Genomic DNA, 12,704 nt, shown 5'->3' with positions numbered 1-12,704 from the left:
ACAAAATCATTAGCCTATAACCAGCGAGCCAACCGTGTCCCAAGATACCGAGCATGACCATGATTCTCAGGCTAATCTATCAGACAGCGAGCGTCTGAGCGTGAACACCACTTCTCCTATGCCTAAAGATAATCATACGCTAGAAGAAAACAGCGATTCTTCTAAAGACATTGAGGTAGATAAGGATGCAGACGGCACTACAGATAGTGACGTAGATGAAACTACAGACAACGATGCAGACGAACCTATCAAAGCCACTGAAGACTTAGAAAACGATGATCTGCCAGAAGAAATCAGCGACGAAGACAAAGAAACCATCAAAAAGGTCGCCAGTGATGACAATTTAAGCCAAGCAAAAAGCTACGCCAGCATTTTAGTCGAGCAAGTTATCCACGCAAAAGAAACCTTTGAGCGTTCACTTGGCTCGCTATTTACCAGCGCCTTTACGGCTGGGCTAGAGATTGGCATCAGCTTTTTTATGATTTTATCAGCGTTTGCCTTGCTCAATGACGTGATACCAAGTCGCTATGCCATGGTGCTGTCGTCATTGCTGTATCCGATCGGCTTTATTATCGTGGTGATTGGTCAATCGTTATTATTTACGGAGCAGACTTCCCTCTTGAGCTTGCCTGTCTTAAATAAAATTGAACCGCTGCATAAGCTGTTACGGCTGTGGGGTATCGTTATCGCTGGTAATATCGTTGGCGGTTGTATCTTTGCAGCGTTAATGATTGGTCTGGGGCTACATATGCACCTGTTTACAGACCATGCTATCGATGTCTATGCCGAGCATATCTTAGGTTTTGAGTGGTGGGTTATCTTTGGTAGCGCGGTGTTGGCAGGCTGGATGATGGGCGTGGCTGCATGGCTAGTGACCTCTGCACGGGACACACTTAGCCGTATCGTACTGGTGACGCTTATTACTGGTAGCATTGGATTTTTAGGCTTGCATCATAGTATCGTGGGCAATATCGAGGTATTTTCAGCACTGCTATATGGCAATACCGTCAGTCTCTGGCGCTACTTGGTATTTTTAGTTGTGGTACTGGTGGGCAATACGGTCGGCGGTGTGGTATTCGTCGCGGTACTCAAAAACCGCACATTCTTATTTGAAATTGAAAAAGTCAAAGAGCAAGCCGCCGAGGCAAGAGCGAAAATGGACAGACGAAGATTTTAGACTTGAGATAAACTGGTTTGAGCTAAACTGATTTGAGTTAAAACGAGCACTAAACACAAAAGCCCATAACCTGCTTCATTATAAAAAGCGGATTATGGGCTTTTTTACTAAACCATACACTTTTGATTTTTGCCAAGTACTGTCTCAACGGGCGCAACAATGCGTTACTACGGTTATCTTAAACCTCTTACATTCTACGTGCTGCCAATACACTGTTTTCTATCTCGGTTCTTTTGGCTTTATTGTGCTGGGCAGTAAATACTCTGACCATGATACCAGCGGTCAAGAACATGATTAGCGTATAAATGGCTGGCGTCATCGACATCTTATAGTTAGCCAACAGCGTCAGTGCCATAAACATTGAAAGCGTACTGTTTTGTAGGCCGACTTCCATAGTAATCGAGCGTCTTTGTGCAGGATTTAGACCGAACCATTTACTGATGTAATAACCAAGCGCCATCGTCGATACGTTCAATATCAATGCCACAGGGCCAGTAGCGATTAACGCTTCAACGATAATGTCTCGTTGCACATAGCTTAAGAAAAGTACCAAGAAGCTCAAAAATATCACGCCAAAGCGAGACACCATCACCTGTCCCTTGTCTGCAGCATTAGGGGCGTAGCGTTTGATCAACATACCAATACTGACGGGTAAGATAGTCAGAGAAATTAGGCTGATCATGGTCTTGACCACTGGCAGCTGGAACTCACTACCCGCACCCATAAAGTATACGAGCGAAAAACTAAGAACGATAGGAATGGTAAATACGGTAATGACACTGGCAATAGCGGTCATGGTGACCGAAAGTGCGACGTCACCTTTGGCTAAATAGGTAAATAGATTCGATGTCGTGCCACCAGGACACAGTACTAGCAACATAACCCCAACGGCATACTCTGGCTCGAGAGACATGGTGGTTGCCAAAGCAAAACCTACGAGCGGCAAAAATATTAGCTGATTGGTCAAGCCTATGGCGACTGCTTTAGGGTATTTGACGACTCTCTTAAAATCATTGGTAACTAAGGACAATCCCATCCCCATCATAATCAAAAAGATACTAATGGGAATGACTTTTGCATTTATAAACGTGACTAACTCAACACCTTCCATAACTACATCCTTGTAGATAGAGCCCTTACACGGGCAGGTTTATGACAATCTCGTCATGCTCAATCAGCCAATCCTGCTGATATCTTGGGTAAAAGCCACCGACGTTGTCAGCTCTTTATATGACACTTTTTCATACAGTCGTGTTTTTAAACCGACAATTTTTGATAAAACTGGTTACTACGAACCGAAATAATAACGGAACGGCAAAATTCAGTATATCGTTGTAAAAGTGTATGGTTTTGATTTTTCTGACTACTCGTCAGTCAATTATAGGTTTTTACACTTGATAAAAAAGTAGAAATGATTTAGGCGGGGATTTTATGATTTATAGCAGATGTAGAGTGAATATGGTTAATACTGATAACAGCTGTACCGTAGGCGATGGCTTCGACCATACTGCCTAATTGGTTGACATTGGTTACCTCAAGGCGTAACCCATAGATATGCGTGTAGCCTTTGGCTTTTGCCTCAGTCCGCATACGAACAATGGCTTCGCGGCGCGCACGATCTAGCAAAGTCTCATAGGTGGTTAAATTTTTGCCAAAGACACTTAATACGCGAGCGATGATCATTTTGAAATAATCTTGAGCGATGACGACACTACCAAGTACCAGCTCGCCTTCACTGCCCGCTGCTAACTTGGGACGATATAGACGTTCGCTTGAGACAGTGATATCGCCCAATGCTTGCTCTGCTACTGTTAGCTGTGCCAAATGCTGACGCTCATGGCGTGACCCGAAGAACCAGCCAGCCGCGAATAAGAAGACAAACGGCCCATAGTTGATGAGCACTTGCGTGAGTGAATCATTCATAGCACGTTTCTCATCGTAAAAAGCATCGGTGCTTTTAGCATTATAGGATTCGGTATTGTAGTTTTTAGTATTGTAGTTTTTAGTATTGTAGCTTTCAGTATTATAGGATTAACCAAAAGGATTGAAACGCGGTAAATCATCGGGTGCGACTTGGGTCTGAGTATTTGTGTTTTGACTAGAATGGTTGTAACCATCGCTTGGTGGGTTTTGATATTGCTGCTGTGATATCGGCGCGACCTTGACCGCCGTACCATAGACAAACAGCTCTGATGCACCTTGGGCGATACTAGAAGTCGAAAAACGCAGACCGACCACCGCATCAGCACCTAGCGCCTCTGCTTTGACAATCATGCGATCGATTGCTTCTTGGCGTGACTCTTCTAATAGCTCGGTATAAGCCGTCAGCTCGCCGCCAACGATGTTTTTTAACCCAGCAAACAAATCCTTACCCACGTGCTTTGAGCGCACGGTACTACCGTACACCACGTCTAGGCGTTCAGTGATTTGATAATTAGGTAAGTGTTCAAGGTTAGAGAGTTGCACAGTCATAGGATGACCTTATCGGTGACTTATAAAATACATGGTAAACCAAAGCGCTGCGATACAGCATAGACAAGACAGAAACAGCACTGCTAGCGGCGCTGCTTCTAAGCTTTATTAATCGTTGGTATGGAACAATAAGAACAATTCAGTCAAATTGCCTTCGATGCTATTGGCCATCTGTACCATTTTGTCTTCGTCTTTACGCATCTCAGACAGCTCTGGATCTTCATCATCGATACCGCTTAGTACGATCATTGGCAAGGTCAATACTGCCACGTCTTCTGCCGTTTCTTGATCTTCAAACCAATCGCTTGCTTCGTCACCATACATGGCATCGACAAAACCAATTGACCAAGCAACGATGTCTGATTCGTCAGAGAAATCAACCGCCACTTCTTCGTTGCCAGCATCTTCACCAAATGGTAATTCAATAGGCGTCTCGTTTTTTAGCTCAGCCATAATCGAATCGCGCCAGCGTTTTATGCCGTCGATGACGTTGTCTGGAATCTCACTCACGTGACCTTCAAAGAGGGCATCCATCCAGTTAGGCAATGGACGACCGATGACTGTCGCCGTCAAAAAACCATGCGCTGCGACACTATCTAGCACGAACTGGCTTTCTTGATTGTCCAAATAGTCTAGTAATTCATCAAAACTTAGTTGGTTACTCATAATTTGGTTTTCCTTAGCAGATAGATGTCATCAATCGCAGTGGGCGATCGGTTAAATAAAAGAGGACGAGTACTTGGTTTAAGATTAAAGGCTGCTTAATTAACCAAACTCAAGCAACCTCTACCAGGCAAGTATTATCGAGATGAACTGGTTGCAAGCAACCATAGAAAAGTAGCAAACAGCAGACAACCAATTGGACTGTTTAAATGATTTCAATCATTAAAGTAGCCACTGCTGTAAAAGTAGCCACTAGAGCACTTTAGTCCACTGAAACGACTGATGCCAACAAATTAAAAATCATCATCATCCCAATCATCGCCGTCTTCATCGAAGTTGTCTATGTCGTCTAGATCGTCTTTTAACTCTTTAGCCAAACGCTTTTCTTCTAGCAAATTATCGATTAGCCGACGTTTTTCAAGACTACTTAAACGTGTACGTACGCTCGTCTCAGCTTCTTCAACCATCTTTGCATCATCATCGTCGACAAAATCATCATCAAAATCGTCGTCAATATCAGCGTCACTCATGACAAACTCCTATCATTTTTAGGCAAGGGTATTAAGAATACATCAATATATATATGCCTTATAAAGTCTCTATTGAATGTTGTCAATCCTTTTTCGCAATATGGTACATTTCAACTCTACGATTAAGATAGTCCAGTAGGCTATATAACAGACAATTGTAATATAAATGACCAAATACAGTGGGCATTAAATGTGTAGCTCATCCTCATCTTCAATCATCAGAACTGCGTTGCGCACATCAGCCAAACGCTGAATCAATGAGTCGTTAGCCCCATCAAATATCGCACACTCGCGCTCATAGACAGTGGTTGGACGCATAATGTTATGTACTTGTACATGATTGCTGATTTGCTTGAGACCGGCATTTGGCAATAGTATTAATAGCTGCTCTTTTTTGCCGATACTCTGGAGCAAATGGGTCATTGGCTCTGACTGCGCGTCATCACTCACGCCCGCTTTCGCTGGCAAAGCAAAGCGCGACAGCTCAATATGCTTGTCGTGGATGATTTTGTTGAGCATTAAGTATAGCTTGGCAAGCATCACGCCTGCGAGCGCTACTTTTGCATGGCTATTATCAGCCTTTAGTACCACACTTGCGCCATTATCTTCAAAGTGCGCTTCATTCATCGCACTCACGCCCAGTAGCAATGGCTGTCTTAGTAGCTCAGTCACGGCTTGATTCAGCAGCTGGGTGCAGAGCGCCAGATAAGGTAGACGCTGCGCAGGTGCAAGGCGTTCAAGCATATTGAACTCATCATGGAATACCACTTGAACTTTGACGCTATCAACAGACCGTGTGGCAGATAGCTTAGACGTATGGCTGGTAACTTGAGAAGCAACACCGTCTGTATCTGCTATTTCGCTTTCGCTACCTTCACCCGCACTCGCTAGATTGTCAGTATCACTACCTGTTTCTTGGTTTTGCTGAGTTCTAAGATACTCGTTCACTTCATTATGCACATTGAATTTGCGTGCATTAGTCACTTCGTCATCTGTAGCATTAGCCGTATTATCCGTCGCTACTTGACTGTCTGCTAAATGAGACGCTGATTGATCCATTGATTGGCGCTCAAGTTCACGGTCGTAGCCGCGTTGATCGACTGGTCTGTATTGGTCACGATACAGCTCTTGGATATCTCGACTCAATGCATTGATTTGCTCTTTGGTCGGACGAGCGAGGTAACCATAAATCAACCACAGCAGTAAATGTAGCAGCATAGTGCCAATAACAAACGGCCATTGCATGGCGATAATCTCGCCTTTGCTGACGTCTTTCAAAGTCAGTGCAACGCTACCGATGACTGCATCGCCATTAGTGGCGATTTGACGAATGGTGTCACCTTGCTGCATTGGCGCATTGCCTACTGGCACCAAGATATCGTCGTTGTTGTCCTTAATCAGTATCCGTGTGACGTCTTGCTCGCTGGTATAGCGATTGGCAATAACGCTTAAGCTCACACGGTCTTTATTTTCTAAAGACAACCTTGCTTCATCAATCAGCTGGGCGACCATCTGCTCACCTTTTAACGCACGACTATTGCTCAGCTGTTGGTCAGTACTAATGACCAATAACAGCGTCTGCAAACAAAAACTAACCAGAAGAATAATGGCAAACAACCCTTGCCGCGGCGCTAAATACGTCATGATATGTTAAACTTTTTTGGAGAGAAGAAATTAAAAAACGAGGCTACTGCTCATTTTTTGGCTAATTTTTAAACAATTGTGATGTGCGCCAACTGTAATGCGCACATAGTTATAAAGCAGTATTGATTATTAACGACTATCGACACCATCAATATTGTTGCCAGCTTCGCAATCTTTTGCGAAGGCATCATTAATAAGAAAGCACCGTCGGTAAACAAGCCAGCTTATCTCATCTACTATATCACCATAATAAGCCTTATAGCGTGAGCGCTTTATAAATTTATCATAATAACTTTATTGCATTTTCTATGGCTTCTTACGCCATAAAATCTGTTTTTTAGCATCATTGTTACTTTGCGCGTCATCTATAGGCGCTGCCCAGTAAAACTGTTATTATTCCTAATCTTATATGAGCATACAAGGGACAATTGAGCCATGCCAAAAAATACATCTTATTCGTTACCAAAAGACAGCAAAGCATGGCAACAAGCCGTTGATTCTATTGCGGCATTATTACCCGAAGATACCAATTTGCAAGACTTTGATGCGCTACAGTCGCTACCTGTTTTTGCGCTCATCGTAGTACTACCGACTCAGGTGTCCGCATTAGATATTCATCAGTACGTTCAGTCGTGGGTCGACGAACAGCCAAGTTGGCATCTAGTGACCGTTGCCGAAGATACTGACGCTAGCTTCGTCAATATCACGGTATCTGATACAGAGCCCACAGCAGCGGACGCACAGCGCCTACCCTTTACCCATACTCAGGTCTACCGTTATCTGTTAGTGCCAGTCACTGACACACTAATGCATCCTGGCAAAAAAACAGCAGCCGCTCACATTATTGATGATCAGCTGACCGCTCGCCTGCGTCGTGACCTAACTGAAGAATATAACAATACACGCAGTGCAGATAGCACAGGCAACATAAACGTCGTGGACTGTCATATTCTGTCTGTTGGTCATATGCTGCGGACACACAAGCTTGCCTGCTTTGACATGGATTCAACCTTGATCGAGCAAGAAGTCATCGTAGAGCTGGCAAAAACGGCTGGAATTGGTGAAGAAGTGGAAGCCATCACTGAAGCCGCAATGCGCGGTGAGATTGACTTTGATGAATCATTTGCTCAGCGTGTGGCCTTGCTAAAAGGCACTTCTACTGATGTGCTGGATGATATCTGTAGTCGTCTAACGTTATCGACTGGTGCGCGCACGACGATCAGTGCGCTAAAAGCACTGGGTTATCATACGGTGCTAGTATCAGGCGGCTTCACTTATTTTGCTCGTTACATCGCTGAGCAGCTTGGTATCGATGAAGTGCATGCCAATGCTCTAGATATCGAGGAAGGTGAAGTCACTGGTCATGTACAGTGGCCTATTGTCAATGGTGCCAAAAAAGCCGCTATCGTTGAGCATACCGCTGAGCGCTTGGGCATTGAGATGTCACAAGTGGTCTGTGTCGGTGACGGTGCTAATGACTTACCGATGATGGCGCTGGCCGATTTGGGTGTGGCCTATCATGCCAAACCAATCGTTCAAGCACGTGCTGATGCCGCTATCAACGTGACAGGGCTTGAAGGTACATTGTACGCTCTTGGCTATCCAACACTGGCGCCTACTGAGTAATTGCAGGACGCTTTATGCCATTTCATAAGCTAGGTTAATGTTTTGTCATTAATCTGGCTTTTATGCTTTAGGGCGTGGCTTAAAAAATAAAAGTAGCGTAGATAATATCGATATATTAACCAGCTATTCGACGATGTCTGACAAGATTTAGCCATTTTTAGACCAGTTAGATGCTTATCGAGTAAATGGAAGAAACTCCCTAGTACGTGATAATAATTAATAAAATCTGCTATGTACGCTGATGTTTAGCTCACGCCTGTTTTCATCTAATGCTTATTTTCAGATAACATTTATTTTTAAACGATAAAGGAATGCCCATGATGGCACCACAATCTCCACGGCCAACTCAGCCGTCAGCGCCAACACCATTAGAGCCAGATACGGTACCTGTACGTACCGATAGCCCAAAACAGCTGGTAGGTATCTATGTCAGAGGTATGGCCATGGGAGCAGCTGATATCGTACCTGGCGTCTCTGGCGGCACCATTGCGTTGATTGCAGGGATCTACGAGCGCTTGATTAACGCACTTGGCAGTATCGGCCCCAATCTTTGGACGATATTTCGTCAAGAAGGTGGCATCAAAGGATTCGCGGCGATTTGGCGACAAGTAGACGCGACATTTCTATTGTGTTTGCTACTAGGCATTGCCACTAGCTTTGCGACGTTGGCCGGTATCATTAAGCATTTATTGGACAACCAACCATTGCTTATTTGGTCGTTCTTTTTTGGACTGGTCGTCGCAACGGTGTTTATCTTACTTAGTGAAATTAAGCGCTGGAATATAGGACGTGTCGCACTGTTTGCGACTGGGCTTATTGTCGCTGTGGTTATCAGTAGTATGCCGTTACTCACGACCACACCAAGCTTACCGTATCTGTTTTTTGCAGGGGCAATTGCTATTTGTGCCATGATCCTACCGGGGATATCAGGGTCGTTTATTTTACTATTGCTAGGTGCTTACGATGCGGTATTAGAAGCAGTCGACACGATGAATCTGAGTGCCATTTTCACAGTCATTGCGGGCATGGCAACTGGGCTACTGCTATTCACGCGCGCACTTAAATGGCTACTGTCGCATTATTACCAAGCTACTTTGGCATTGCTGACAGGCTTTATTGCAGGCTCTCTAATAAAAGTATGGCCATGGAAAGTAGATGCGCTAGGCTCTCTCAACACTGAAGCTGTCCATAATGTCATGCCGTGGCAATACCCGACTGGCGCACAGTGGTCAACGACAGTAGGACTTATGCTACTCGGTGCCATCTTAGTTTCGCTATTATCGTGGTGGGGTAATCGTACCAATCGAGTCTAAGTATTCGACGAACTGTCAGTCCTGTTTGCTAGTTTGGCTCGGTCTGCTAGCTAATAAACGTCTTCCTAGACTAGCAAAACCATTTCCGTATTACTCAAAATAAGCGCCACTCCTCACGGCGCTTAGCCTAAAACCTAGCCATCAAATATCGCAAAAACAAGCCAAAAAACCAAACGTCAACGGTTGTCGCAAAGTCGCCTGTACCCTCTTCAGCTTTACTCAATAACCTCTCATAATAGTCTCATTGGAATTCACCTTATGAATAGCGAGATGAATGATGTTAATGACTATATTTTCTTTTATCGGTGTAGAGGCATGGAGCGGCGCGGCATGGCTGGGTTATGGACTGCTAGCCAGTTTAGTAGTGGTGCTCGCCTTGTCGTCATATCGTTGGCTACTGCTCTATCTGTTTGGCGGTATGGCTTACTGGTTCACCGTTGAGTTGATTCAAAATATATTAGCAGGTCGTCCTATGTTGATGGAGCTATCGTCATGGCATCGCTATATCATCGCTATGGGCATCAGTTGGTTACCGTTAGCAGCTTGGGTACTGTATCGAGCATTACGCTATGATGACGTGAGTCAGACAGTTAGTCAGCAACGTGAGCTAGAAGCCGCACGCTATATCGAACACACTCCTGTCTACGATGATAATTATCAGCCACGTTTCCGTTAAAACTGTCCTATTTATACCTCTGTTTTTTTATATCAACACCTTACTTACGTCAGTGACATCGAATGTTACAAGATACTTAACGCTCTCTACTTAACTCCTAAAGAGTTGACACCCTGTGATAGTTTATAATCCAGTTATATATTTGTCATGAAAACTGGTATAAAGTACGATTTATTTTTATGCCTCATTTCTTTAGGAGTTCTGCTATGTTTACTGTTCCTGTATTAGATATCAAATCTGATCCATTAGATGCTTTATTGGCTGTTGTTGGCTATCGTCTGTCTATGTTAGCTGATAGCGATAACGAAGACGTCAAAGCGTTATTCGCTGATCGTCAAGTTACGATTGAGTTTGCTAGTACTGAGTCTGATATCGCCCGTTCTTTTAGCTTTGACAATGGACAGTTTAGTCAACAAAGCGGTCATGCAAAAGAAGCCGATTTGACCATCACTTTCAAAGACTCTATGACTGGCGTTAGACTGCTAACCAAAGGTAGCTTGCCTGCCTTTATGACTGCTGTACAAGAAGGTAACTTGAGCATTGAAGGCGACTATAGCCTAATGATGTGGTTCAACAAACTTGCTAAGCATATCGTCCCAGCTATCCCAGAAGAGTGCAAACCATATATCCAAAAAGCCAAACCTTACGCTTATAAAGCACAGAAATTTGCTGAGCATTGGGTTGGTATCGCTAAGCACAAACTTGGTAAATAAAAAGAATGGTGCACTGAGCGGTAGTCATTGGTAGAATGGATGATATAGAACTAAGTAGCCAAACGTATAGTTACTATTTATGTGCGCTACTGTGACAATTATACATACTGTCTAGCAGTGTTCTGATTTTCTAAAAAGGTTGCGGTATACTATACGGCAACCTTTTTTGTTACCTTATAAATGACAATAGATAAAAACATTGGTTTTATTTAATACCCTCTCATTCTTATAAAAGGACTTACCTTATGGCAGGATTGCTTAGCATCTCCGAACCTGACGCCACCCAGCCAACTGATCTAGCTACTCAGCCAGATGCGACCAACAGTGATTTTTTGGCCAATCTAGCTACAGACGCGACTCAAACTGATAATAAAGTTGCCACCACGTATAGCCGTGAAGAAATCGCGCAACTGTTTGACTTACCTCTAATGGACTTGCTATTACAAGCACAGACCATCCATAGAAAGCACTTTACTGCTAATGAAGTACAAATCAGCACGCTACTCTCTATAAAAACGGGCAACTGCCCTGAAGATTGCGGCTACTGCTCACAGTCAGGTCATCATCGCGACACCACCAAACTACAAGCAGAAAAGCGCATAGAAGTTGATAAAGTCATCGCAGCTGCCAAGCGTGCCAAAAACAGTGGCTCATCGCGCTTCTGCATGGGTGCCGCGTGGAAACATCCAAGTGCCAAAGACATGCCTTATGTGGTTGAGCTAATCAAAGAAGTAAAAGCACTGGGACTCGAAACTTGTATGACACTGGGTATGCTCGATACCAATCAAGCAACGCAGTTGGCCGATGCAGGATTGGATTACTACAACCATAACCTAGATACTTCGCGCAGCTACTATGAACAAGTCGTCAGCACGCGTAGCTATGATGAGCGTTTAGATACAATAGAAAACGTGCGTAACTCTGGCATTAATGTCTGTAGTGGTAATATCGTTGGTATGGGTGAAAGCCGTGATGATCGCATCGATTGGGTACTTGAGCTGCTAAAAATGCCAAAAGCGCCTGAGTCAATTCCAGTCAACTTACTGGTGCCTATTGCAGGGACACCGATTGGTGACAAAGTATTGGCTGAAGGTCAGCTGTCTGTACTTGAGTGGATTCGTACTATTGCGGTCGCCCGTATTTGCTGCCCGACTAGCTACGTGCGTCTATCTGCTGGCCGCGAAAGTCTGTCAGATTCTGAGCAAGCCTTGGCATTTATGGCAGGTGCTAACTCATTCTTTTATGGTGACAAGCTTCTTACCACCGGTAACGCAAGTCAATCAGGTGACGACAGACTCATGCGTGAGCTTGGTCTAACCAAACAGTTTGCCGCACCAAGAGCGCCTAAAGTACTGCCTGTTATGGATGCGATGAATGGTCATCAAACACAAGTTGTATTGGCAGAGTAAGCCCACGCTAAAAAATACAAGCTAAGCAAGAGAAACTATGATGGCAGATTATTTTAACTGGATTAAAGCGGCACACATTATCTCTATGGTCTGCTGGTTTGCAGCGATATTTTATTTGCCGCGCCTGTTTGTCTATCACGCGATGAGCGACGATAGCATCAGTCATGAGCGCTTTGCCATTATGGAGCGCAAGCTGTATCGCGGCATCATGACCCCATCGATGATAGCGACATGGATCTTTGGTCTATGGATGTTAGGACTGGGCTGGGATGTCTATAAAACCCAAGGCTGGCTACACGTCAAATTGCTATTAGTAGTGCTACTGTCAGGCTATCATGGTGCTTGCGGCTTTTATCGTAAGAAGCTAATTGATAATCCACATTATAAAACGCATAAATTCTGGCGCTGGTTTAACGAAGTGCCTGTCTTTGCCTTAGTGATTATCGTCATTCTAGTCGTGGTAAAACCGTTTTAGCATAAG

13 protein-coding genes are annotated in these 12,704 nt (G+C 44.1%); 7 read left to right on the top strand and 6 right to left on the bottom strand.

Annotated elements, in window-relative coordinates:
• Positions 1–34: 34 nt before the first annotated feature.
• A complete protein-coding gene (locus ACTXGF_RS15605) occupies positions 35–1,177 on the top strand; it encodes a formate/nitrite transporter family protein (protein ID WP_443535189.1) in 1,143 nt (380 codons plus the stop codon).
• 187 nt (positions 1,178–1,364) lie between these two features.
• Here the strand turns inward: ACTXGF_RS15605 and ACTXGF_RS15600 are convergent, their stop codons facing one another.
• The 6 genes from ACTXGF_RS15600 to ACTXGF_RS15575 all read right to left on the bottom strand — a co-directional run bounded on the left by ACTXGF_RS15600 (position 1,365) and on the right by ACTXGF_RS15575 (position 6,486).
• On the bottom strand, positions 1,365–2,288 hold the full coding sequence (locus ACTXGF_RS15600; RefSeq protein WP_443535191.1) for a bile acid:sodium symporter family protein: 924 nt from the start codon (positions 2,286–2,288) through the stop codon (positions 1,365–1,367).
• Positions 2,289–2,593: 305 nt separating this feature from the next.
• Positions 2,594–3,100 (bottom strand): YbjQ family protein, encoded by a 507-nt coding sequence (locus ACTXGF_RS15595; protein WP_102090473.1) that lies wholly within the window; start codon positions 3,098–3,100, stop codon positions 2,594–2,596.
• A 108-nt stretch (positions 3,101–3,208) separates the two neighbouring features.
• Positions 3,209–3,649 (bottom strand): YbjQ family protein, encoded by a 441-nt coding sequence (locus tag ACTXGF_RS15590; RefSeq protein ID WP_057761652.1) that lies wholly within the window; start codon positions 3,647–3,649, stop codon positions 3,209–3,211.
• Between the two features lie 108 nt (positions 3,650–3,757).
• Positions 3,758–4,315 carry a UPF0149 family protein gene (locus ACTXGF_RS15585; RefSeq protein WP_101206057.1) on the bottom strand — a complete coding sequence of 186 codons (558 nt, stop codon included), beginning with the start codon at positions 4,313–4,315 and terminating at the stop codon, positions 3,758–3,760.
• Positions 4,316–4,605: 290 nt separating this feature from the next.
• Positions 4,606–4,842: a PA3496 family putative envelope integrity protein gene (locus tag ACTXGF_RS15580; protein WP_057761656.1), complete on the bottom strand. Its 237-nt coding sequence runs from the start codon at positions 4,840–4,842 to the stop codon at positions 4,606–4,608.
• Positions 4,843–5,028: 186 nt separating this feature from the next.
• Positions 5,029–6,486: a hypothetical protein gene (locus ACTXGF_RS15575; protein ID WP_443535194.1), complete on the bottom strand. Its 1,458-nt coding sequence runs from the start codon at positions 6,484–6,486 to the stop codon at positions 5,029–5,031.
• 435 nt (positions 6,487–6,921) lie between these two features.
• Here ACTXGF_RS15575 and serB point away from each other — a divergent pair, with 435 nt between their 5' ends.
• The 6 genes from serB (at position 6,922) to hemJ (ending at position 12,698) form a co-directional block, all read left to right on the top strand.
• The gene (gene serB, locus ACTXGF_RS15570; protein WP_443535195.1) at positions 6,922–8,112 is read left to right on the top strand and encodes a phosphoserine phosphatase SerB; all 1,191 of its coding nucleotides are present in this window, start codon (positions 6,922–6,924) and stop codon (positions 8,110–8,112) included.
• 317 nt (positions 8,113–8,429) lie between these two features.
• Positions 8,430–9,425: a DUF368 domain-containing protein gene (locus ACTXGF_RS15565; protein ID WP_443535197.1), complete on the top strand. Its 996-nt coding sequence runs from the start codon at positions 8,430–8,432 to the stop codon at positions 9,423–9,425.
• Positions 9,426–9,708: 283 nt separating this feature from the next.
• Positions 9,709–10,101 carry an AciT family ciprofloxacin tolerance protein gene (gene aciT / locus ACTXGF_RS15560; protein WP_224737784.1) on the top strand — a complete coding sequence of 131 codons (393 nt, stop codon included), beginning with the start codon at positions 9,709–9,711 and terminating at the stop codon, positions 10,099–10,101.
• A 206-nt stretch (positions 10,102–10,307) separates the two neighbouring features.
• Positions 10,308–10,814, top strand: coding sequence for an SCP2 sterol-binding domain-containing protein (locus ACTXGF_RS15555; protein ID WP_102090478.1), 507 nt, complete (start codon positions 10,308–10,310; stop codon positions 10,812–10,814).
• 245 nt (positions 10,815–11,059) lie between these two features.
• Positions 11,060–12,223 (top strand): biotin synthase BioB, encoded by a 1,164-nt coding sequence (bioB, locus tag ACTXGF_RS15550; RefSeq protein WP_443535199.1) that lies wholly within the window; start codon positions 11,060–11,062, stop codon positions 12,221–12,223.
• Positions 12,224–12,263: 40 nt separating this feature from the next.
• A complete protein-coding gene (hemJ, locus tag ACTXGF_RS15545; RefSeq protein WP_057762639.1) occupies positions 12,264–12,698 on the top strand; it encodes a protoporphyrinogen oxidase HemJ in 435 nt (144 codons plus the stop codon).
• The last annotated feature ends 6 nt before the right edge of the window (positions 12,699–12,704 follow it).

The sequence above is a fragment of the Psychrobacter sp. 1Y6 genome (assembly GCF_052258385.2).
GTDB lineage: Bacteria > Pseudomonadota > Gammaproteobacteria > Pseudomonadales > Moraxellaceae > Psychrobacter.
The sequence above is the reverse complement of the archived record's forward strand: the minus strand, read 5'-3'. Positions and strand labels throughout refer to the sequence as shown.

Coding starts and splice junctions, on each gene's coding strand:
- ACTXGF_RS15600 (WP_443535191.1), bottom strand. CDS start 2,288: ATGGAAGGTGTTGAGTTAGTCACGTTTATAAATGCAAAAGTCATTCCC.
- ACTXGF_RS15595 (WP_102090473.1), bottom strand. CDS start 3,100: ATGAATGATTCACTCACGCAAGTGCTCATCAACTATGGGCCGTTTGTC.
- ACTXGF_RS15590 (WP_057761652.1), bottom strand. CDS start 3,649: ATGACTGTGCAACTCTCTAACCTTGAACACTTACCTAATTATCAAATC.
- ACTXGF_RS15585 (WP_101206057.1), bottom strand. CDS start 4,315: ATGAGTAACCAACTAAGTTTTGATGAATTACTAGACTATTTGGACAAT.
- ACTXGF_RS15580 (WP_057761656.1), bottom strand. CDS start 4,842: ATGAGTGACGCTGATATTGACGACGATTTTGATGATGATTTTGTCGAC.
- ACTXGF_RS15575 (WP_443535194.1), bottom strand. CDS start 6,486: ATGACGTATTTAGCGCCGCGGCAAGGGTTGTTTGCCATTATTCTTCTG.
- serB (WP_443535195.1), top strand. CDS start 6,922: ATGCCAAAAAATACATCTTATTCGTTACCAAAAGACAGCAAAGCATGG.
- ACTXGF_RS15565 (WP_443535197.1), top strand. CDS start 8,430: ATGATGGCACCACAATCTCCACGGCCAACTCAGCCGTCAGCGCCAACA.
- aciT (WP_224737784.1), top strand. CDS start 9,709: ATGACTATATTTTCTTTTATCGGTGTAGAGGCATGGAGCGGCGCGGCA.
- ACTXGF_RS15555 (WP_102090478.1), top strand. CDS start 10,308: ATGTTTACTGTTCCTGTATTAGATATCAAATCTGATCCATTAGATGCT.
- bioB (WP_443535199.1), top strand. CDS start 11,060: ATGGCAGGATTGCTTAGCATCTCCGAACCTGACGCCACCCAGCCAACT.
- hemJ (WP_057762639.1), top strand. CDS start 12,264: ATGGCAGATTATTTTAACTGGATTAAAGCGGCACACATTATCTCTATG.